This window comes from Pseudoalteromonas sp. ATL1, from assembly GCF_058933015.1.
The window spans coordinates 2,416,627-2,437,297 of record NZ_JBZYXL010000001.1 but is presented as its reverse complement, the minus strand read 5'-3'; the positions used below and the strand labels follow the sequence as shown (position 1 = coordinate 2,437,297).

General features: G+C 40.5%; 20 protein-coding genes. 5 read left to right on the top strand and 15 right to left on the bottom strand.

The features are described from left to right. Window positions 1–10 precede the first annotated feature (10 nt). The 3 genes from AC5FX4_RS11020 to AC5FX4_RS11010 are packed head-to-tail and all read right to left on the bottom strand — an operon-like array spanning window position 11 to window position 1,384. Window positions 11–601 carry an SAM-dependent methyltransferase gene (locus tag AC5FX4_RS11020; RefSeq protein WP_493606437.1) on the bottom strand — a complete coding sequence of 197 codons (591 nt, stop codon included), beginning with the start codon at window positions 599–601 and terminating at the stop codon, window positions 11–13. Window positions 602–609: 8 nt separating this feature from the next. Beyond that, the gene (locus AC5FX4_RS11015) at window positions 610–1,014 is read right to left on the bottom strand and encodes a hypothetical protein (RefSeq protein ID WP_493606436.1); all 405 of its coding nucleotides are present in this window, start codon (window positions 1,012–1,014) and stop codon (window positions 610–612) included. After that, on the bottom strand, window positions 1,007–1,384 hold the full coding sequence (locus AC5FX4_RS11010) for a helix-turn-helix transcriptional regulator (protein WP_493606435.1): 378 nt from the start codon (window positions 1,382–1,384) through the stop codon (window positions 1,007–1,009). The genes AC5FX4_RS11015 and AC5FX4_RS11010 overlap by 8 nt, the downstream gene beginning before the upstream one ends. 164 nt (window positions 1,385–1,548) lie before the next feature. Here AC5FX4_RS11010 and AC5FX4_RS11005 point away from each other — a divergent pair, with 164 nt between their 5' ends. Further along, window positions 1,549–2,007: a helix-turn-helix domain-containing protein gene (locus AC5FX4_RS11005; protein ID WP_493606434.1), complete on the top strand. Its 459-nt coding sequence runs from the start codon at window positions 1,549–1,551 to the stop codon at window positions 2,005–2,007. A 14-nt stretch (window positions 2,008–2,021) separates the two neighbouring features. Here the strand turns inward: AC5FX4_RS11005 and AC5FX4_RS11000 are convergent, their stop codons facing one another. The 5 genes from AC5FX4_RS11000 to AC5FX4_RS10980 all read right to left on the bottom strand — a co-directional run bounded on the left by AC5FX4_RS11000 (window position 2,022) and on the right by AC5FX4_RS10980 (window position 5,642). Next, the gene (locus AC5FX4_RS11000; RefSeq protein ID WP_493606433.1) at window positions 2,022–2,381 is read right to left on the bottom strand and encodes a hypothetical protein; all 360 of its coding nucleotides are present in this window, start codon (window positions 2,379–2,381) and stop codon (window positions 2,022–2,024) included. Further along, entirely contained in the window at window positions 2,381–2,935 is a 555-nt protein-coding gene (locus tag AC5FX4_RS10995; RefSeq protein ID WP_493606432.1) for a hypothetical protein, read from the bottom strand. Before AC5FX4_RS10995 ends, AC5FX4_RS11000 begins: the two co-directional genes overlap by 1 nt. A 22-nt stretch (window positions 2,936–2,957) precedes the next feature. Beyond that, the gene (locus AC5FX4_RS10990) at window positions 2,958–3,131 is read right to left on the bottom strand and encodes a hypothetical protein (protein ID WP_493606431.1); all 174 of its coding nucleotides are present in this window, start codon (window positions 3,129–3,131) and stop codon (window positions 2,958–2,960) included. A 208-nt stretch (window positions 3,132–3,339) separates the two neighbouring features. Further along, window positions 3,340–4,347: a hypothetical protein gene (locus AC5FX4_RS10985; protein ID WP_493606430.1), complete on the bottom strand. Its 1,008-nt coding sequence runs from the start codon at window positions 4,345–4,347 to the stop codon at window positions 3,340–3,342. 83 nt (window positions 4,348–4,430) lie between these two features. Then, the gene (locus tag AC5FX4_RS10980) at window positions 4,431–5,642 is read right to left on the bottom strand and encodes a tyrosine-type recombinase/integrase (protein WP_493606429.1); all 1,212 of its coding nucleotides are present in this window, start codon (window positions 5,640–5,642) and stop codon (window positions 4,431–4,433) included. Between the two features lie 112 nt (window positions 5,643–5,754). Between AC5FX4_RS10980 and sbcB the strand changes: the two genes are divergently transcribed. Then, a complete protein-coding gene (gene sbcB, locus AC5FX4_RS10975) occupies window positions 5,755–7,221 on the top strand; it encodes an exodeoxyribonuclease I (RefSeq protein WP_493606428.1) in 1,467 nt (488 codons plus the stop codon). A 71-nt stretch (window positions 7,222–7,292) separates the two neighbouring features. Here sbcB and AC5FX4_RS10970 read toward each other — a convergent pair whose 3' ends face one another. Then, window positions 7,293–8,177 carry an NAD(P)-dependent oxidoreductase gene (locus tag AC5FX4_RS10970; RefSeq protein WP_493606427.1) on the bottom strand — a complete coding sequence of 295 codons (885 nt, stop codon included), beginning with the start codon at window positions 8,175–8,177 and terminating at the stop codon, window positions 7,293–7,295. Between the two features lie 140 nt (window positions 8,178–8,317). Between AC5FX4_RS10970 and AC5FX4_RS10965 the strand changes: the two genes are divergently transcribed. Beyond that, window positions 8,318–8,833 carry a glutathione peroxidase gene (locus AC5FX4_RS10965; protein ID WP_493606426.1) on the top strand — a complete coding sequence of 172 codons (516 nt, stop codon included), beginning with the start codon at window positions 8,318–8,320 and terminating at the stop codon, window positions 8,831–8,833. Next, the gene (locus AC5FX4_RS10960) at window positions 8,799–9,782 is read left to right on the top strand and encodes a 2-hydroxyacid dehydrogenase (protein WP_493606425.1); all 984 of its coding nucleotides are present in this window, start codon (window positions 8,799–8,801) and stop codon (window positions 9,780–9,782) included. The genes AC5FX4_RS10965 and AC5FX4_RS10960 overlap by 35 nt, the downstream gene beginning before the upstream one ends. Window positions 9,783–9,838: 56 nt before the next feature. On the opposite strand, the gene AC5FX4_RS10955 is transcribed toward AC5FX4_RS10960, so the two are convergent. After that, window positions 9,839–10,735 carry a DMT family transporter gene (locus AC5FX4_RS10955; RefSeq protein WP_493606424.1) on the bottom strand — a complete coding sequence of 299 codons (897 nt, stop codon included), beginning with the start codon at window positions 10,733–10,735 and terminating at the stop codon, window positions 9,839–9,841. 118 nt (window positions 10,736–10,853) lie between these two features. Here AC5FX4_RS10955 and AC5FX4_RS10950 point away from each other — a divergent pair, with 118 nt between their 5' ends. Beyond that, window positions 10,854–11,627: a substrate-binding periplasmic protein gene (locus tag AC5FX4_RS10950; protein WP_493606423.1), complete on the top strand. Its 774-nt coding sequence runs from the start codon at window positions 10,854–10,856 to the stop codon at window positions 11,625–11,627. A 28-nt stretch (window positions 11,628–11,655) separates the two neighbouring features. Here AC5FX4_RS10950 and AC5FX4_RS10945 read toward each other — a convergent pair whose 3' ends face one another. From AC5FX4_RS10945 to AC5FX4_RS10925, 5 genes are all read right to left on the bottom strand, one after another. Further along, a complete protein-coding gene (locus AC5FX4_RS10945; RefSeq protein ID WP_493606422.1) occupies window positions 11,656–14,346 on the bottom strand; it encodes an ATP-binding protein in 2,691 nt (896 codons plus the stop codon). 74 nt (window positions 14,347–14,420) lie between these two features. Further along, window positions 14,421–16,661 carry a TonB-dependent receptor gene (locus tag AC5FX4_RS10940; protein ID WP_493606421.1) on the bottom strand — a complete coding sequence of 747 codons (2,241 nt, stop codon included), beginning with the start codon at window positions 16,659–16,661 and terminating at the stop codon, window positions 14,421–14,423. A 90-nt stretch (window positions 16,662–16,751) separates the two neighbouring features. Further along, window positions 16,752–18,995, bottom strand: coding sequence for an NAD(P)-binding protein (locus AC5FX4_RS10935; RefSeq protein ID WP_493606420.1), 2,244 nt, complete (start codon window positions 18,993–18,995; stop codon window positions 16,752–16,754). Window positions 18,996–19,016: 21 nt separating this feature from the next. After that, entirely contained in the window at window positions 19,017–19,973 is a 957-nt protein-coding gene (locus AC5FX4_RS10930) for an acetoacetate decarboxylase (protein WP_493606419.1), read from the bottom strand. A gap of 22 nt (window positions 19,974–19,995) precedes the next feature. After that, a complete protein-coding gene (locus tag AC5FX4_RS10925) occupies window positions 19,996–20,592 on the bottom strand; it encodes a dienelactone hydrolase family protein (protein WP_493606418.1) in 597 nt (198 codons plus the stop codon). Window positions 20,593–20,671: the final 79 nt, after the last annotated feature.

Below are 20,671 nucleotides of genomic sequence, written 5' to 3'. Positions count from 1 at the left end.
ATGGGTGGTTTTATATAACGAATAGATTGGTGTGTTCGCAGCGTCTTTTGCTTTTGCTGAAAACAAAATGTGCGTATTCAATTGAATCAGCTTTGCTTGGTTTTTCGGGGTTAAATCCCGGTCTTTTGTGATGAACAAACACGCTATGTAGTGGTAGCTCTTTCCACATTGGGAACCGTTTTTGTGTGCCTAGCCAGTTTAAACGCTGTAAAAGGATTACATAGCCAGAGTCATTAACGTGCTCTAGGCCCTTGTAAGCAAATTCTTGAGCTAGCGTAAATGGTGGGTTAGTTATAACCGTTTGGTAATTTCCTTGGCCTCTTGTTTGTAAAAAATCAATTTCGCGGTATTCAGCTCTGCTATCTGCGCGAATGTCCCATGTGTCCACTTTTTTGCCGAACTTAGCAAGTGCTTTGGGGTAGCTCATTTCGTACTTTTCACAACCACCTGCGCTGGGGTCTAAAATATGATTACCAATCATAATTGGTCTAACGGGTGTGCCAAATGGGTCAATTGCATGTAGAAATTGCTCAATTAACCACGTTGGGGTAACGTAATAATCATCTTCGTTTCTATCCGATACTCGTGCTGTTGAACTCATAACATCACCTAATCAATTTGCTGTTGAATAGGGGTAATAGATACAACGCTACCCTCTTGATACTTAGGTTCATTCGGTTTTGTGCCTTGAACCCACTTTTCTGGCGCCAGAGCATTAGCATCAATAAAACTGATCACTACTCCGTTTATGAACATCAGTGCTTTTCTTAGCTCTTGGCTTTCGTCTAATGTGAATTCACCCCAACTTTTATCTGAATCAAAGCGCCCTAATCTAGCAACATAACAAAGTAGCAAACGCTCTTTTGTTGATAATAAGTTGTTCCAAACATATTCAGGAGTATTTTTAGGCTTGCCACGCATTTGACGAACTTTTAACAGCCCTTCTGGTACGTGGTTATGGTGAACAGATAATTGTGGTTCATGTTGTAACTCAATTGATTTTGCATTAGCCATGATTAACACTCTCGATTAAGTTACTTTCAAGATTGTTTCTGAACTCTTTTAACTCATTTAGTTTGTAACTGTTTGACTTTCCAAGCTGAATTGCTTTAGGAAATGATTCAAGTTTTGCGAGATCAAAAAACTTGTTACGGCCACATCCTAAAAATTTCATTGCCTCAACAGTTGGTAACAAACGATCTTCCATCTGTTCAATCTGTTGGCGTAAGTTAAAGTTCTCATTTACAAGACTAAAAAGTAGGCTTCTCGCATCGTCATGCAACCCCGCTAAGCTGTTAATCTGCTCATGTGAGCTCATGCTTTGATAAATTTGTGGACTGGCCTGTACATCTGTTAAGTTTTTCCCAAGTTCCTGTCTTTGCATATGACACCTCAATCGTTAGTTAGGTTAGTTCCTAAGTTATCCATCTTGTGCTAGCCTTAACATGTTACGTTCTTGAGCCTCAAAAACCAGACCGTAACAAACAACATTAAAACCCTTTTGGTTCATATTTGAACCTGAGCAAACAATAGGACACTTTAGAAACCATGTCAACCCATGTAGGTGTAAAGTTAAAATCTATTCGAACAGAGTTGGGACTAAGCCAGGCCGATTTTTGTGAGATGCTGGGAATCGGTTTAAGTGGATATAAGAAATATGAACTAGGATCGTCGGAACCTGGATATTCTGTTATTGAAAAACTTGCAAACCATGAAAGAACTAAAATGTACTCACTATGGCTTCTTACTGGGGAGAAGAACATAGATGCTGGTCAAATATCTCCAACGGATAAGCTACCAGCTAAAACAGTTCATAACAACATAGAGGAATTGTTTGTTGATGCTGTTTCTGATTCTATTTTGATGTTTGGTTACTTTGAATGGATAACAATAAACAAGGACAAAATTGACCTAGATGCCTGCGGAAAATATGTATTTCAGAAAGTAGCTCCCTTTATTGGTATTTCTGCCTCTTCCCCATCTCTAGAAAAATCGGTCAATGAATAATAATATTGACCGATTTATAATCCAGAATTATTTTTTACGACAGTTAAAATCGGTCTTCGGTCTTCGAGTATAATAATCTCTACTTGTGATTTCCGATAATACTGCTCAGACAATTTGAGCTGTTCATCAACTTTATCAAATCTCACTAATTTATTTTGCTCTTCAACAATTGCACGTCCAATCGCCGATACTATGTTATGGGCAGTAACATTCTCTACCACTTCGTTAGTTTCTCTAAAGCATTTGAAATAATCAGTAATAATTCTATTAAATTTTTGCTCTAACTTGCTCTTCGTATGCCCCTCAACTATTGAAAAAATTATTCCAAAACATAATAAGAGCAAGCATATAACAAAAGTAATTAACAAACCCATTAGATCCTTCCTATCCGTAGCTTAGACGATAAAATAATTTTAACCGGGTACCTTACTACTACCATCAACTCCGTTACATTAATTAAAGCAACTCCAAATTTATAAAATGGGCTAAAAAAAGTGCTGTCATTCATAACATGGAATACATATTGTGTTGTTTGTAACAAACACATTAAAAATGTCAAATATAAACACTGCCTAGCAGTTGAGGAAAATGTGCATTTTCTAATGATATGCATCACGACCATTGAAGCCGCAAATGCCAATGAAATACAAAACATCGAAAAATAGAAAAAGCTAATAAACTTTTCTTTCTCAATTTCAATGTTTAACGCATATTCTGTAACTCTTGACCCAACAAAGTAAAATACAGTTACGTTGAATGCAGATATGAAGCATGAATGAAGTTCATTACTTTCGATTGTCCCTAACGACTGCTTGTCGCCAAAGAACAACGACCAGCGATACCGCCAAAATTTGAGAATCAAAAATATCAACACTACGATCAGCATTGCTTTAACTAGCCAATCTATAGCTATGAAAATCTCATCCATGCCTGTTCCTTGCATTCTATTACTAGCAAATAAAGCTAAAATTTTGTTGTAAATACTCAGGTTGAAAGTGCGCAACAACTTGTTCTGTTGGAACTTTGGTACTACCACCGCCTCCGCCACCGCCATTAACTAATCGAGTATTCAAACTAGATAGTTCTTTTAGTTTTTTTGTTTTAAGTGCAATTAATTTCTTCATAATTCAGGTCCATATTATAAACTTATTACATATCCATTAGCACTTGTTGCAATGATGTTAACTCAATTTATTAACTCTAGCAACTTAGTCCAATCAGTTTAGAACAACTGAAGTGCTAATAACAGAAATACTGGTTAAAAACACAGTAAAAAATTAACCAGATCGCATTAATAATAAGTTAAATGAAATATGCTGAACAGAATTCTGTCTAAGAACTACTTGAAGTTACAATTTCGGCGACACCAATATCTCCAGTAATCAAAACTCTTAAAAATTCCGTCTGTTTTACACTGTAAGAACTATCTTTGACCCACTTACCTTCATTAATTAAAAAAGTGTCAAATGTTACAATGCCTTCATACATTGAGTTAGTATCTACATCCCAGCCCATTTCAACACCATAATTCACCTGTAATACCCGGCTGCCTTGATTGCTCTCAAACATAGCACCTTGTTTAAACGCTAAATTGGTTCCTTGAACCCACCTCATTACAGGCTTTTTATCCTCCATTCGCTCAAGATATTCCAATTTCAAAGCGTCCCTGTGACCATATTTAACATTAAACGCCCAATGTTCTGTTTTTAGAATTGGGTTCCCTTTACCATCCTTAACAACTGCGCAGATTAAGTTTTTGCTAGCAATTGCTCTTGGTTTCCACTGTTTTCGTTGTTCAGCAAGATAGTTGAGTTCAAACTTTAAATTTGGTTCGCCTTTGTAATGTTCGCAAAACAATTCATAGAACTTAGTTGCTGCGCTTTGAAAATATGTGCAACTAATCCACTTCTTGTTTTCCATATTAAGTAGCCACGGTTTTACCTTTTTAAAACCGTCACTGTCCACTTCACTGTATGTAAGCTCTAACAAGGGAGCATCATCTAGCTTAGGAACCAATTTGATAGAGGTGTTTCTTAACTTGAGTGAATGCTCTTTTTTCAAGAATGGATTTAATAATGAGGCCAGTTGATAAACTGAATCAATTTGCATCGGCAATTCAGCCAGCTCATATGCGTCAACCTCGTCAGGTGCGATGAATACTATTTTCTCTAGTTCAAAAGTTCTAACTTCTTCTCTCAGCTTGCAAAACGCCGTAATTGAATTAGCTGATATGGACCTTGGTATGATTTCACGAACTTTACCTGGGAAGCTGCCCGCCGCGTAAATCATATGAACAGTTGCATTATCTTCAAGCGCTTTTTGGGCTAAAGCTATAGTCATTTTCTTTCCTTAGACTTTTCCCAAAATGATAACCAAGAGTAAAAAATGTAACAACATGGTTATTTAAACAGTAAACAAGATCTCTAAAGGTTGTGTATTGCTCCCTCTACTCTTTCCCAGTAAATCTCATATGCCTTAGCTTGATCTTTTAAATAGTCATGCTTGTTATACACCGCCATGACACCGCGCATTTTATGGCCTAGCATCTTTTCAGTTACATGAGGCGGCACCTCAAGTTCGCTTAGCAGTGTACTAAGCGAACGCCGTGCATCGTGTGGTATAAACTTTTCAATTTGATAGTCATTGTTTAGGTGCTGCCACATGCGTGCACAAAACCTATTAATTGAATGAATAGTGATTGCTCTATCTCGTTTGCTCCCTGGAAAAACAAAGCCGTGACTGCCATAAATCAGCTTTAACATGGCTAAAATTTCATGCATTTTTTTGGTGATCGGACGCCTAATTGACGCATTAGTTTTGGAGTTTTCAGGTGGTACTGTCCAAATATTATTAGTAAAGTCTAAGTGCTCCCACTTCATCAAACGCACTTCTGATTGACGCGCCCCCGTTATAAATATCATTTGTAAGCAGGTTTTCGCCACCGGTGTGGCTTTGCTGCTTTCGATTTGACGCCATAGCAATGCAATCTCATTAAATTGCAAATAACGCTGCCCCTGCGTAGAAGGGATCCCTACATGCTTTGTTTGTAAATTGAATAAACTATTATTGTTTGGCAGTTCGCCACGGACTGACGCCCACCTGAATGCGGTTTTTAATCTCACGAGTATAATAGGCGCGGTTTTTAGTGAGCCTTGTGTACCGACAAAATCAAAATACTTGTGCCAGTCAATTGGCGTCATATCAACGGCAGGCTTTTCGTCTAAATATGGCAATATCCATTTATTGACTTGGTTTGTGTATAGAATTTGCGTTTTCTCTTTGTAGCTATCAATGTTCTTGTCTAGCCAATCTTTTGCTATCTTCGCCGCTGTTGGCTCTTCTTTAGTGCCACGTTGGTATTCTTTGTATTTCACCCTAGGGTCTTCACCCGCAGCAATCCAACCTTTGAGGGTATATGCGTGGTCCTGAGCATCTTTAATACCAATGTTTGGGTAGTGCCCGAGCGTGATGATTTGTTGTTTACCCAAATATCTACATCTGTATTGCCAAACCAAAGAACCATTTGCATTGCGTTTTACGCGCAACCCATCTCTATGTGATAATATTAGTGGGTCGTTTTTTTTGTTTACGAGGTTTCGCAGTTTTGCATCTGACAATGCCATGGTTACAGCCATACACACAATTTAAAAATTCATATACACAGTTATATACACACTTAATAGAGATTGCAACGAACAATAAAAAACAACAGCAACTAACACATTCAATTAATAGACTGTTTTATATATGATTTACCAGCCACAACACACAGAAAAAAACGACACCAATACACCTACGATATATTGGTATGACTTCGAGACTTGGGGGGCGTCGCCACAAAAAGACCGTCCAAGCCAGTTTGCAGGTATACGTACTGATTTAGATTTAAACATTATTGGTGAGCCGCTCATTGAGTATTGCAAACCTGCGCCAGATTACCTGCCGCATCCACAGGCTTGCTTGATCACAGGAATAACACCACAGCATGCGCTTAAGCACGGCCTCACCGAGGCAGAGTTTATGGCAAAAATTCATGCCGAATTTAGTCGCCCTGATACCTGTGTCGCCGGTTACAACAGTATTCGCTTTGACGATGAGGTGACCCGCTATAGCCTTTATCGAAACTTTTATGACCCCTATGAACGTGAGTGGCAAAACGGTAACAGTCGCTGGGACATCATTGACTTAGTTCGTGCTTGTTATGCCCTACGCCCCGAAGGCATTGAATGGCCACTCAAAGAAGACGACACACCAAGCTTTAAACTAGAACATTTGACGGTTGCCAATGGCATTGAACATAGCGCCGCACACGATGCGCTTAGTGACGTAACGGCCACCATTGCGTTGGCAAAACTGATTAAAGAAAAGCAGCCTAAACTGTATCAATTCTTCTTTAGTTTGCGTCATAAAAAGGCATTGCTTGATTTAGTTGATGTTTACAACATGCAGCCTTTGGTGCATACCTCGTCGCGTATTCCAGCCAGTCAAGGTTGCACCACTTGGGTTGCGCCTATGAGCTTTCACCCGGTCAATAAAAATGCAGTGGTATGCTTTAACCTGACGCACGATCCTAAAGTACTGTTAGATTTATCTGTAGAAGAACTTCGCGAGCGACTTTACACCAAACACAGTGATTTAGCCGAAGGGGAATTACCTGCTGGGTTAAAGTTGGTTCATGTGAATAAGTGTCCGATACTCGCCCCCGCTAAAACTCTGTTACCGGAAAACGCAGCTCGCTTAGGCATTGATAGAGCACAATGTTTAGAGCACTTAAAAACACTCAAAGCACATCCTGAGTTAAGAGATAAAGTAGCGCAAGTGTTTAATGAACAGGGAGATTTTAGCGCGACGACAAACCCCGATTATCAACTTTATAATGGCTTTACTAGTAAGGCTGACAAAGCCAAATTTGCCATTATCCGTGATGCGGCGCCTCAAACATTAGGCTCACTGAGTTTAGAGTTTGAAGACCCTAAGTTTTCCAGTATGTTGTTTCGCTATCGTGCTAGAAACTGGCCTGAAACACTGAGTCCACATGAATTAGATGTGTGGCGCAAATACTGCCAAAACAAGCTGATGCATGGGGAAGATAACCCTTCGATCAGCGCCGAAGACTTTATGCTAACGCTTGAAAATCTGGTGCATGAAAACGAGGGTAATGAAAAAAACCTCAGTATTTTAAAAGCGCTGTATCATTACGCACAAAGCTTGTAAATATTCATCCAATAACAAATAAAGCCGAACACATGTTCGGCTTTATTTGTTATTACTCACTTGTTATAAAACTACTTTTTATCGTGAATGGCATCCAATCGAGCCAACAAGCTAGAAGTATCAAAACGACCACCTCCAAGCGCCTGAACATCAGCATAGTATTGATCAACCATCGCGGTTAATGGAATGGACGCACCGTTGTTACGCGCTTCATCGAGCGCAATACCTAAGTCTTTACGCATCCAATCCACTGCAAAACCAAAGTCATATTCACCGGCAAGCATCGTTTTATAACGGTTTTCCATTTGCCACGAACCAGCCGCGCCCTTTGAAATGGTTTCAATCACCTTTTCACCATCTAAACCCGCTTTTTTAGCAAAATGTAAACCTTCCGCCAACCCCTGAACAACACCAGCAATACAGATCTGATTAACCATTTTACACGTTTGCCCGGCACCTACCCCACCGAGTAGCTGTGCAAATCGGCTATAAGCGGCCATCACAGGCTGAACTTTATCGAACACCGTTTGCTTGCCTCCCGCCATGACTGTCAAAACACCGTTTTCAGCACCTGCTTGACCACCTGAAACTGGCGCATCGATGAATTCAACCTGTTGCTGGGCCGCTTTTTCAGCGATTTCAACTGCGACTTTTGCAGATGTCGTCGTATGGTCAACAATAATACAGCCCGCTTTAACACCCGCTAGCACACCCGATCCGCCATAGACAACTGAACGTAAATCATCGTCGTTACCAACACACATAAATACGATATCAGCGTTTTTAGAGGCCTCTGCTGGCGTCGTTGCATACTCACCAGCATACTGCTCAGCCCAACTTTTTGCTTTTTCTGTCGTGCGGTTATAAACCGTCACCTTGTGTCCGTTTTGCGCTAAATGGCCTGCCATTGGAAAGCCCATCACGCCTAAGCCGATGAAAGTTACGTTCATTGACATAATTCTGTCCTATTTCGCTGTTATGGTATCAAGAATGGAGTTTTTATACCCAAGTCACACGGGTATAGCAAATGAAAAACAATAAACATTTTATGAAATATCTGAATATTAGAATTAGCGAGCAAGGAGTCTGAGGCGCTATGGAAACAATACACCGCTACAGTGTCAAACTTATTAATGGCGAAACGCTCGCGCTAAAACAATTGCAAGGTAAGACAGTATTAATTGTCAATATTGCCAGTAAATGTAGTTTTGCGGCACAACTCAGCGCCCTAGAAAAGCTCTATCGTCAATACAATCACTATGGATTGGAAATACTTGCCTTTCCTTGTAACCAATTTGGTCGCAATGAACCACTAGAAGGCGCTATGCTCAACGAGTTTTATAGAAGTCATTTTGGCTTAAGCTTTACCGTATGTGATAAAGTGCAGGTAAATGGTCCTGATGCGCACCCTTTGTTTAACTACTTGAAATCTAACACAAGAGGGATTGCACAAAACCGCGCAATTAAATGGAACTTTACCAAGTTTTTAGTAAACTCTGAGGGAGAGCTGGTTTCTCGCTACGCACCACGCACAAAACCAGACACGCTAAAACCTGTCATTGAGAGTCAATTAAATAATGAAAGTAGCCCTATTCAGTTCGCAAAACTATGAAAAGCCTTTTTTCAGCGAGGCAATAAAGGAATATAACAACATTGAACTGCATTATTTCACCGAATCACTGAACGAACAAACCACCCCACTGTGTGAAGGTTTTGATGCAATCTGTGCGTTTGTTAACGACAAGCTGGATGCAGTGGTTTTATCTCAACTTGCGGAATTAGGTATACATACCATCGCGCTACGGTGTGCAGGATTCAATAACGTTGATATACAAGCAGCCAACGCACTGGGCATTAGAGTGGTGAGAGTGCCTGCCTATAGCCCGGAAGCAGTGGCAGAACATTGTATTGCGTTAATGCTGACTTTAAGTCGTAAAACACACAAAGCATATAACCGCGTACGAGAAGACAACTTCGATTTAAATGGTTTACTCGGCTTTAATTTACACAACAAGACCATTGGCGTTATTGGCGCTGGCAAAATAGGCCAAGCTTTGATCTCGATATTAAATGGCTTTGGCGCCAATGTATTGGTTTACGATCCAAACGTTGGTGAAGGCCCTTACATCCTCTCTTCGTTAGATATGCTGCTTGAACAAAGCGATATTATCTCCCTGCACTGCCCGTTGACTGAAACAACGCATCATATGATCAATGAAACTGCCTTTGCGAAAATGAAACCTGGCGTTATGCTGATCAATACTAGCCGAGGCGCATTAATCGATAGTAAGGCATGCATTGCAGCACTTAAAAACCGAACAATCGGTTATTTAGGTTTAGATGTGTACGAGCAAGAGTCGGAGTTGTTCTTCAAAAACCGCAGCGATGAAATTATCCAAGATGACATCTTCTCGCGTTTAGTCAGTTTTCCCAATGTTTTGATCACGGGCCACCAAGGCTTTTTTACTCAAGAAGCACTGGAACAGATTGCATCGGTCACCATCAACAATTTAAATGAGATTGACCAAGGCTTGCAAACATTAACCAATCAAGTGACCTAACGGGCAATTATTTACGCTATGATAATGCGGCTGAGTTCGCCGCATTATTAGCCAGATCACCCGAGCAGTAATAAAGCAACGCCACATAAAGCGACAAAACCACCCAATACCATATTTGATGTTAAAGGTTCTTTTTTAATGTAACCAATGGTCATTACCATTAACGGCGCAGTTGCAAAAATCGTCTGTGCGATGGCGGGGTCTGTGTATTTCACCGAGATTAACTGCAGCCACAAACCGATAAAAGTACCTGAAAATACGGCAATTAATAGCCAAGATTTGTTACTGATCCGCTTCAACGTTATTGCTTGCATTAAACTTTGCTCTTTTAAACAAGCAACGACAAGTGCAACACACAATGTACCACTTGCAAGGCGGATAAATGCAGCCCATAAGCTACTCGTATCTTGTACATTCATCGCTCCTTTCGACATCACCATTCCTGCTGCTTGGCAAACTGCTGCCAGCAACGCAAACGCAAGTCCCTTGTAATAAATACTTTGCTCGACAGTGGGTAATATCTGTTTTGGTTTTACAGCGATCAACACCCCCACAATCGTCATTGCGATACCCAACCATGCGCTAAGCGATAAATAAGTTTCCAGTACAAATATATTAAGTACCCCTGCAATTGCAGGTGCAAAAGACTCTACGATCAAAGTCCTAGCAGCACCTATGTTACGCAGTGCTGCAAAATAGGCACTATCACCGATAGCAATCCCTACAATGCCACTCGCAATCAGCCAATACCACACGGATATATCTTCCGGTATTTGCCAATCCTTTGTAATTACAAACGCAAATATCATCATTACACACGCTAAAATCCCCTTCGAAACATTAAGCTGTAACGGTGAAAGATGATGGCTAAAGTACTTGTAAAGTAGGGTCGAACATGCCCAGACAAACGCGGCACTGATAGCAGCAATTTCTCCTATTCCTAGCTGGATCATTTTTATTATTTACTCTTTTTATATCTGGTTGGATTACGAAAACATTGAAAGCAAGTATCAAACACATTCATGTGCTTACTACTCCCCTATATGATATTGAATTCATGACCTAAACTGAATGTTGGATGCAATCATACTTGGAGAAACTTACATGCAACTATGCCAACTTGCATCTCTTTTTCTATTTTTTTGTTTTTCAATTCAGGCTGAACCAAGCTGTGTCCGAACTTTAAAACTTGGATTCGTGGCTGATTGGCCTCCGTTAACTTACTATGAAGATGGCCGTGCAAAGGGCTTAGATATTGACATCGCGCGGCTCATTTTGTCCGACCTCAATATTTGTATTATCTATGTGACCTTGCCTTCAAGTGCTCGCGCGTTAAAACGCATGGAGAAAGGTGATATAGATTTGGCCGTTATGGTGAGCTATACGACTGAACGCGCAAATTACGGTTTCTTCTCAATACCTTATAGAAAAGAGCAAATGCGTCTTTTTAGTGTAAAAGACCTTCGTACCTTGTTAGATGACTCAAAAACGATAGGTTTGAGTATTGGTTCGTACTATGGTGAAGAGATAGAAGCCTTAGCTAACGACGCTCAGTACCAGAACTTAATGGTCAGCATTTCAAGTGCTCAACGAAGAGCGGAAATGCTTATCAAAAACCGCGTTGACTTTATCATTGAAGATTTGATCACAGGCCTCTATATCAAAAGCATTTCTGGAAACAATAATATTAGGCCTTGGCCATACATCGTCCATGATAACGAAGTCCATTTTTTACTTCGCCGTACACAGCAACATATGCAATTAATTGATGAGATAAATGTTTCAATTGCAAAACTACGTCCACAAATAGATAAGGTCGTAAGTAACTACTCTCGATTAGACTAGGGCTATCTGAGTTTTGGAACTAAACAATTCAGCCTGCTTCTTTGTCACATTCAGCTTGTTTAATCGCCTGCTCAAGCGCGAGGATCAACTCGTTAACCAAGTGCACTATATCAGACTCATCGCACTTTGACTTTATTCGATCATCTAGCTCTGATGCCCATTTTTGTATGTCAGTACAACCAAACATACCTGCAGTACCTTTTATAGCGTGTACCGAGCGACCCAAACCTTCAATATCATGGTACTTAAGTTGATTTTGCAGTTGAACCTTTTGTTCATATAAACCAGACAAATATTTTTGTTTTAACAGCTCAAACTCTTCATTTGGAATATCAATATCTTCTAGGAGCGAAATGTTCAAATAATGGCTAACCTTTTTATTAAACTCATCTCTATCAATAGGTTTGGCTAAATGGTCGGTAAAACCTAGTTTGATATATCGGTCTATCTCGTGCTGCATGGTATTGGCGGTAAGTGCCAAAATTGGCGCAGAGCAACCTGTCGCCTGAATAAAATTCAACGCTTGCTCACCATCCATGACAGGCATTTGTATATCCATTAGGATCAAATCATATTCGTTTTCCAAAACAGCTTGAACTGCGAGCTGACCGTTTTCAACCGCGGTTACATTTAGGCCCATTCTCTCAAGTATTCTTTGAATTAACCTACTGTTATCTAAATGATCTTCAGCCAACAATACATCCCCTTTTAGGTCAGATTGAGGCTGCGTACTTACGCTATCTTCAGTGGGCTTAGATTTACCTACGCCATCTATAGACTCGACCCATTTGGTATTGTCGGTAGTGAATAAGCCAAGTGTCAGTGTAAATTCCGTACCTGAGCCCACTTCGCTGCTCACCGTAATGTCACCGTTTAACTTATTAGCAAGGCTCTTTGAAATATTCAGTCCAAGACCGGTTCCCCCATACTTGCGTGATGTGGATGAATCAGCCTGATAGAACGCACTAAACAGTTCTTGTTGTTCACTCGAGGTCATTCCTATACCCGTGTCAGTCACTGCTATTTTAAGCACATCGTCGGAACAAGATACATCAATGGTTATTTTACCAACCGATGTGAATTTGAGTGCATTTGACGTTAAATTCAATAAAATTTGTCTAAGCCGAGTGGGATCGATAATGATGTGATCAGGTAACGGAAAGTGATATTTAAGCTCAAACTCTAGACCTTTATCTCTAATTTGCTTACCTAACAATGACTCCACATGCGCAATAGATTTAAATAAATTAGCTTCCATTAATTCAATTTCAAGACGGTTTGCCTCAATTTTTGACATGTCTAAGATATCGTTGATTAATCCCAACACGTGCCTAGAGTTTTGTAGAATGATACTAATTGCGTGATTACGTTCACTGGGTTTTATATCACCGAGCATAATGCCATCAGCATACCCAATGATAGAGGTCATAGGGGTTCGGATCTCGTGACTCATGTTTGCCAAAAACCGACTTTTTGACTCGCTAGCATCTCTCAATTGCGAAGCAAGCTGCTCAAGCTCATAAGTACGCTTTAATACTTTCGTTTCAAGATTACGATTTAGCTCAACGTTTTCTTCATTAGTCAGCCTAAATTTGTCTGCTACCGCAAATGCAAGTAACAAAGCATCTAACGCCGTACCAATCAGGCCGAGTAAATACAAATTGAGTGTGGAAGCTGGCAATACGCCCAGATTGGTTAGATTCCCAATCATATTGGGTACCATCATTGCGATATACGCGAGCACAAAATACCGTGCAGGCTTAAATCCATCAATCAGTCTTAAAAAGCCGATATACATTCCCAAGCACAGTGCACTCCCTGTCATGACTGTCGCCCATAAAAAACCGAAGCCAGGAAATAATATACAAAATGGCATACCCAATGCGGAAATGATCCCAAGCCAAACAGATGCCACGGACAAACCTGGATGTGTTTCCTTTAGCTTCAGCAAGCTATTGTAAAATAGTATATTTGTTATTGGCGCAATAGAGAAACCAAGCCAATGTAGATGAGCTGAATAAAAACCAAATAGTTGATCAGAGATATGAAAAAAATGGCTCCAACTAAAAACCCATACACCAGCAAAAAGTGCAAAATATAGATGTGTTGTATCTTTTGAGCCAATGTAAATAAGCAAGTTGTACAAACCAAGTACAATGCCGACACTGAAACATAAAGTCATTATTAGGTTTTCTTTAATGACCAACTCATTAAATTCTTTGACCGGTTTTACCACAAGTTTGGTTGGGGTATAAAAAAAGTCACTTGAAAACGCGGTCACTAAAAAGTACTTAACATTCGGCTTGAGCTTAATTGTGTTGCCATAGTGAAATGCAAACTCGTTAGGATTATTACCTCCAGAAAAGTAACGCTGTACTTCACCATGTTCGCTGTAAATTTTTGTTTCGATACTAGAAAGCACGGTGTTGTAGGGATATAACACCAGCTCATCAAGCCCAGACAAATTGGTTATTGGAATAACCAACCAATACTTCCCAGAGAACAAAGCTCTAGATGGCAGTGAATCAAGCGATCTGCCCCACTGCTCAATATCATAGTAACTGTCAGGAAACCGAGTATTGTCTTTGGAGATATAGAGTCGCGCATGATCATGTAGGTTTGTGTCGCGCTTTTCCAACGTGTACTCAAAAGCATCGGCGCTCCCCAAAAATGAGGAGAGCACGAGAATGAGCGTTAACCATGCTTTTAGCAGCCGCATATGTTGCCTTGATTCATGCTACAACCCTCAAAACTGAATATGTTCCTATTCTACTCTTCAACATCTTCAATTCATCAGAACCGATAACTCACATCCAATCCCAATCTACGCCCTTCCCCTTTAAAGTCTTCCAACATACCTAAAAAGTTGCGTAGATCGAACTTCAAGTTACTGTATTCTTCGTCAAATAAGTTTTTGGCCCACACGTTCACCATCCATTTATCCGCATCGTACTGCGCATTTAAGTGCCATAAAACGAAACTGTCCTGTTTCGCGTAATCCGTTTGCTGTTGGTCAAAATAGTAATCAGATTGATAATCAAAACCTAAACGTGTAGTTAAATTCGCCGATCCCATCGAAATCTCGTAAACTACTTCACCATTAATGTTCCATTCGGAAGTAAATGGCAGTTGCTTATCCGTTAGAGAAAAGCCTGTTGGATCAACATACTCTTTAAATTGCGCATGGGGGATGTAACCTACCCCTAATTGTGTCGAGATCTGTGTATTTAGATCAAATCTAATATCTGTTTCTAATCCATAAATAGTGGAATCAGCTACATTTTTTAAAAGTTGCACAGGGACAGCTCCGGCAATGCTCGAGGGCTGGTTCATAAACACTTGCTGATCTCGATAGTCGTAATAGAACACGGCTGAGTTAACACTCAAACTTTGCTCAGGATAAAACAGCTTAGCGCCGAACTCATGTGCACGTAATGATTCGGCCCCATAATGTGCATCTCTCGCTTGCTCTGGACTTGATAATAGCCCTCCATTATAGCCACCACTTTTTTTACCGTTCGCAAAGCTATAATAAAGTAAGTTGTTGTTTGATAACTTATGATTAATACTTATTTTTCCGGACAATCCATCATCGTCAATACGTCCAGAAACGTCATAAAAAGGCCTAATCACTCCGTCTAAATTGTTGATATCCTCTACAACGTTTGTCGTGGAAACAGAATCATAGTCTACTGCTTCATCACTGTAGCGAAGACCAAATGTCATTGACGTCGATTCCAACCACTGCCACTCATATTGAGCAAAAGCGGCATACACTTTACTTATGATCTCATTATCATAGAAATAGGTTTTCGTATTCCCCCAAAACACAGGGATAAACCGCAGATCGCGGAGAATATCATTGTAGTTGTCTTGATATATACGCTCTTGAAGCTGGAATAAACCGGCTGTTAAATAGCCTTTCTCAGCATCAAGATGATAGCGTAATTCATTCGTTAGTAATTCAGCCTTAAGACCAAGATTACCCTCACACAAGTCGGCAGGTGAACCATCGCAGTTAAACGCATGCTGTCTGTCTAAACGACTAAATGCATTAATCCAAACTATATCCTCTTTCTCTGATGGGCTATATGTGATCTCTGCAGTCCACCCTTTGCCAATACTCAAATGCGGAGAGTCGTTGTTAACATTCACAGCCCAAAAATCATCACTACCATCATTGAAGCCAAAGTTATCTGTACATTGTCCAGCCGCGGCTTTGTCGGCCGAACACACGGCACCATTAATCAAATCGGCTACCCCGATATTGCCAACTGGCTGAACAATACCGTCCCAATGACTGTAGTTTGCTTTTAAATAAACACTTAAGTTGTCCCATTCACCTAAATAACTCAACCGCAAATCAGACTGCTTCATGTTTGCTTCAGGTGCTGTTGGATGTAAGTTGTAAGAGGTGTATTCATAATCTATTTGACTGGCAGCCAGGCGTATTGCGGAGTTTTCATTAAGACTTGCGTTAAAGTATCCTTGCACCCTACTCCAATCATCACTACCAAGACCAACCGTGACAGAGCCGTACGTACCAGCATCTGGGCGCTTGCTTCGGATCAGTACTGCACCACCGGTACTGTTCCTGCCAAACAGTGTACCCTGAGGCCCTTTTAAAACCTCGACTTGCTCAATGTCGAAAAAGTTAACCAGTTGATTGTTTGCAGATCCTACCGACGCTCCATCAATATATGTGGCTACGGGAGAGGTATTTGCGGTGTTGTAATCCAAAAGGCCAACCCCTCGGATATTAACTGCAGGTGGAGTGCCCTCGGCTGCATTTTGGCTTACTTTCATATTTGTAACGAAACGACCAAGCTCAGTTGTATCTTTAATACCAGAACGGCTCATCATTTCAGCGTCGATAGGTGTAACCGCAATACTGACTTCGTTTAACGATTGAGCACGCTTTTGAGCATAAACCTCTATAACCTCAATGTTGTTTTCATCTTGCGCAATGGCTGGATAAGCCAAGGCATTTACTATAACCGTGTACAATAAGCGCTTTGAGAGAGACTGTTGCATATCCTTACTCTTTTTTTACAATTCATTAGGTTAGTGAAAAAAGTATAGTTCATGTACTGATCTCCCCCAAAAATAAAAACAGATTAATCATTACGCGCCATCAGGCTCAAACCCAGTTTCCCCACTTATCTGTTGTGGTAAGCCACAAATTACTCTAGAAGTTTGCATGCCAGCCATAACCGCAGCCTCTACACAGCCTGCATTTACCCCTGTTTTGATCCAGTCTCCTGTCAAATACAAATTCTTAAACAAGCTGCCATCGGTCTCGAGCCTATATTGGCTACTACCGGTCACTGAAAGTACATATCGTTCACTTGGGTCAACATTTACACGCCAGTATTGACTGTCAAAGCGAGCGTCCCCTTGCTGCTGTGTAGGCGCATAAAGTACCGACCAATCAAACTGACTATTATCATAAGCACTTGTCCACAAGGGCTCCATCTCACTTTGTAATTTGGCGATTGCGTTTGCTTTAACTTTTGCAGTTTGTTCCGCAGTAAAGCCATGCGCAGTTCTAGGTGGATAATCCGAGCAACCAAAAGCACTACAGAAGTAAGCAATATTAATCGGTCCATTTTGCGGCCAATCTTCTACTCCTATTAAGTTCGACATTGCAGCCCAAGTATCGAACGGCTGTGAAAATGCACTTAAGATAGGCCTTTGTTCACTGGGTACAGAATAATTAAAGCCAAGTTGTTCATCTGTTTTATTCAGCCAAACTTGAAAAGCTTGCGTAGCCACGGTTTTTACTTTTGTAGCTTGCTCGCTTAGTTTGGAGTCGATCAGCAATAACTCGGGACATAAATGCTCGAGTGCCGCAACAGATATCCCAAAAATGACCTTGTCGAAATCTACGCCTTTTTGCAGCGTTTTAGTGGGTAATGGTTGACCGAATGCATTTTGATAAATCTCGGGCCAATCTGTCCAAAACGATTCCAAGTTAATATTATGCTCTGTGATTAACTGAGCTTGTTCTGGTACGACTTGATCCAGCAATGGCTTTGCTGGCCAACAAGGCAGGCCTTTGACAAAAACAAACGGTTGGTAGTCGTCATCAACTAAGGTCACTTGTTGTGTGATTTTGATTTCATCAACAACATGGTTGCCTAAGGTATCTGTACTCGGTAATAACGAATCTACTTGATTAAAAAACTCAAACTTAACGCCGCGACTCTTTAACAGTTCATAGATTGGCGCAAAAATCACATCGCCCATCCCTGCTTGCATCTTCCACATTACACCGCCTTTGTAACACAACATAATGCGCATCATCGCGAGCGTTGCAACCCCGGCCTCGACATCCCCTTTGTCAAAATCCCCATCAACATAGCCAAAAACCAAATCATAAAACCCTCGGACTGGCGCTGACTCCACTGTGTACTCTGGGTTTGCACCATTTTTGGCAAGCCAAGCCTTAAAGTCTATGTTGTTAATCGTGCCAAAGCCTTTTGAAAACACTTTGTCTTTAATAAGGCCAGTGATAACCGCAATACCCAGATCGGCACACACATAGAGTCGTCTGATATTTGGATTGTCATCCAACAGCTCAACCGCTTCTTGATTCAACCAACGTTTTAGCTTTCGGACAACGTACCAAACAACAAGTCTATCCCTAGCATCACTGAGATTTTTATCTGATGAGCGTAGACTAACAAGGCGTTGTAATTGTTGGCTTAAAATAGAAGGCGTCGACCAGATCTCACGCAACTCATCGTGCGCACTTTTGAAAAAATCGTCTACATCATCTTCTATATCATCAAAGGCTTGGCTAACTTGCGATGCTAAGTGTTGAAGTAAGCTTCTATCACGACGTTTAGTTGTTTGTAACTTGGTTTGTTTATGATGTAACGCAACTTCTTCTTCTAAGCCGCCAATAAACTTTTTCAGCCACGCCACAACTAATTCAATCAGCTGCCAAAAATGCAAATCCAACGTACCATCTGCGGGATTACCTTCAATCAATGGAAAATCGATTGGCCATGTTTCCCATTCGTTCTCAATGTATTCTTGTAAAACAACAAAACTATGCGGTTTAAATGCTTGCTGCCATGTACTCAAAGGCATGTCTGAAGGACGATTTAACTTGTTGTAAACGTTTTCAATGGCACGAAATGAGTTGACGTATGCGCCAAACCAAACATGTAAGCCATGTTCTTCAATCCGCTCACCTAAAAGTGCATTTCTGCCACTTGCTCCTTTACCACCCAATCTCCAACCTAACTGATAAACAGTAATATCATAGTTTTGTTGCCAATCTGGCTTTTCAGTTAAATAAACGGCAGCCGTCATTGCTGATACACCACCACCGAGTATCGCGATTTTCTCTTGACTCATTTTCATTTCCTTGTTGATGAATTACTTACCGCTTACGATTTCGTATGCACCATCTTGATCAAAGTCCATGCAGACGTAGTATGGAAGCATGGCCTGCTGCTCACCGATATCGATGCCGAACATGTCGTTTAGTGGAAATGCATCAACGCGGTTGATCACCACATTGAATTCGTCTTTTAAAAATCCCATCTTGTGGATTTTTTTAATTTCAGAAGGAGAATGAACCACGGCCTTATAAACCGCTTTATCTGCAAAACCATCGGGAAACTGTTTAAACAAGATTTGGTCCATTTGCGGATGTGTAAAACCTGAAAGGAATTGTTTCATTAGCTCTGCGCTAATATTAATATCATCGCAGCTTGAATGCAGTAACTGCGCAACTTCGTGACCTATCTCAAACAGTTCCTCAAACCAATTATCGTTATCAACAACGCGGTCAATCGTTAACAATTCATGCCACGTCATTTTTGTATCGGGGCTAAACGGGTTAAAAGTTTCCAAGCTTAATGAAAAGCGATCCGGCAGCTGGTTAGGATCGGGCATTTCATATCGGCATTGGTATTTGTTATAGCCCCATGTTTCGCGGCCATTCACCAAAGCATTAATATTGTTTACGGTGATGAAAGCAGGATACCAGTATAGATGGGTCATTTTTTGTGTTGAACTGTCAACTTGCGCGATTGGCAGCCAGATAATGATGTCGGTTTCTTGCATCCAACCGTAACTTCTAAAAGGCTCTACTTTGGATGCAATATTTTCTATGTCTGTGAACGTTAACAAGCAATACGACGACAGTGCTTTAAAACTAAACTCAGTACTGGCAACATTATTGAGTGTTTTATCAACATAATTTTGTATGGATACGTAAGTGCCTTTAATAAAAAAACCATACATCATCGCATTAAGCATTCTACAGGGAGGTTTCGCTATCGGATTACCATTGAAGTGTTGATATGCTCCGTATTGCTCTTCGCTCATCGTTAATTTCCTTCATTTTATATCATAGATTTACCTCCAGGTTTTCCTGTACTAGCGACTCCTGAAGTGTTTGAATTTCTTGTTCACACAAATGAGTATAGTGAAGGTATGCATATTTGTTGAATTGCTTTGAAAGCGCATTCATAAATCCATGTTCGTACCTAGTACGCGTGCAATTAACACCAGGCATTTTTTTCAAAGTATTGATAACAGGAGTAAGTTCGAAGTGAGCCTCGTTATGTGGGAATAGAAGTTCAACGTGACATCGTGGATGAGTGTTTAAATAGTTTCTGATCTGACCAGGATAAAAGCCAATGAGCTTTTTCGGGGTAAAACTCCCCGCTTTTGATACTGCTCTCCAAGCAGCCGAAGCTCCGGCACTAAAAGCAATCACAAGATCAGGTTTTACCGATTTAATTGCTCGCTGCACCTTAGATAAATAAACATCATGTCCAACTGCGTTAATAAACTGCTTGTAGACATCGTCTTCATTTTGGTGCGCAAAAAGCTGCTTCATTTCGTACGGTGAGCAAATTATCACTTCACCACTGAGTTCGTTCGCGAATGCATCCAAATTAGCGGTATGACCAAAAATATCACTGACTATTAGCGTTACCATATGAGTTTCCTTGTTATATTAGGTATTGCTTAGGGGTTGATAGCCAACCTGAAATTATATCTAACTGACTATTTAGATG

What these genes read in the sequence shown, in the direction of transcription:
- AC5FX4_RS11020 (WP_493606437.1), bottom strand. Translation starts at nt 601, where the DNA reads ATGAGTTCAACAGCACGAGTATCGGATAGAAACGAAGATGATTATTAC.
- AC5FX4_RS11015 (WP_493606436.1), bottom strand. Translation starts at nt 1,014, where the DNA reads ATGGCTAATGCAAAATCAATTGAGTTACAACATGAACCACAATTATCT.
- AC5FX4_RS11010 (WP_493606435.1), bottom strand. Translation starts at nt 1,384, where the DNA reads ATGCAAAGACAGGAACTTGGGAAAAACTTAACAGATGTACAGGCCAGT.
- AC5FX4_RS11005 (WP_493606434.1), top strand. Translation starts at nt 1,549, where the DNA reads ATGTCAACCCATGTAGGTGTAAAGTTAAAATCTATTCGAACAGAGTTG.
- AC5FX4_RS11000 (WP_493606433.1), bottom strand. Translation starts at nt 2,381, where the DNA reads ATGGGTTTGTTAATTACTTTTGTTATATGCTTGCTCTTATTATGTTTT.
- AC5FX4_RS10995 (WP_493606432.1), bottom strand. Translation starts at nt 2,935, where the DNA reads ATGGATGAGATTTTCATAGCTATAGATTGGCTAGTTAAAGCAATGCTG.
- AC5FX4_RS10990 (WP_493606431.1), bottom strand. Translation starts at nt 3,131, where the DNA reads ATGAAGAAATTAATTGCACTTAAAACAAAAAAACTAAAAGAACTATCT.
- AC5FX4_RS10985 (WP_493606430.1), bottom strand. Translation starts at nt 4,347, where the DNA reads ATGACTATAGCTTTAGCCCAAAAAGCGCTTGAAGATAATGCAACTGTT.
- AC5FX4_RS10980 (WP_493606429.1), bottom strand. Translation starts at nt 5,642, where the DNA reads ATGGCTGTAACCATGGCATTGTCAGATGCAAAACTGCGAAACCTCGTA.
- sbcB (WP_493606428.1), top strand. Translation starts at nt 5,755, where the DNA reads ATGATTTACCAGCCACAACACACAGAAAAAAACGACACCAATACACCT.
- AC5FX4_RS10970 (WP_493606427.1), bottom strand. Translation starts at nt 8,177, where the DNA reads ATGTCAATGAACGTAACTTTCATCGGCTTAGGCGTGATGGGCTTTCCA.
- AC5FX4_RS10965 (WP_493606426.1), top strand. Translation starts at nt 8,318, where the DNA reads ATGGAAACAATACACCGCTACAGTGTCAAACTTATTAATGGCGAAACG.
- AC5FX4_RS10960 (WP_493606425.1), top strand. Translation starts at nt 8,799, where the DNA reads ATGAAAGTAGCCCTATTCAGTTCGCAAAACTATGAAAAGCCTTTTTTC.
- AC5FX4_RS10955 (WP_493606424.1), bottom strand. Translation starts at nt 10,735, where the DNA reads ATGATCCAGCTAGGAATAGGAGAAATTGCTGCTATCAGTGCCGCGTTT.
- AC5FX4_RS10950 (WP_493606423.1), top strand. Translation starts at nt 10,854, where the DNA reads ATGTTGGATGCAATCATACTTGGAGAAACTTACATGCAACTATGCCAA.
- AC5FX4_RS10945 (WP_493606422.1), bottom strand. Translation starts at nt 14,346, where the DNA reads ATGCGGCTGCTAAAAGCATGGTTAACGCTCATTCTCGTGCTCTCCTCA.
- AC5FX4_RS10940 (WP_493606421.1), bottom strand. Translation starts at nt 16,661, where the DNA reads ATGCAACAGTCTCTCTCAAAGCGCTTATTGTACACGGTTATAGTAAAT.
- AC5FX4_RS10935 (WP_493606420.1), bottom strand. Translation starts at nt 18,995, where the DNA reads ATGAGTCAAGAGAAAATCGCGATACTCGGTGGTGGTGTATCAGCAATG.
- AC5FX4_RS10930 (WP_493606419.1), bottom strand. Translation starts at nt 19,973, where the DNA reads ATGAGCGAAGAGCAATACGGAGCATATCAACACTTCAATGGTAATCCG.
- AC5FX4_RS10925 (WP_493606418.1), bottom strand. Translation starts at nt 20,592, where the DNA reads ATGGTAACGCTAATAGTCAGTGATATTTTTGGTCATACCGCTAATTTG.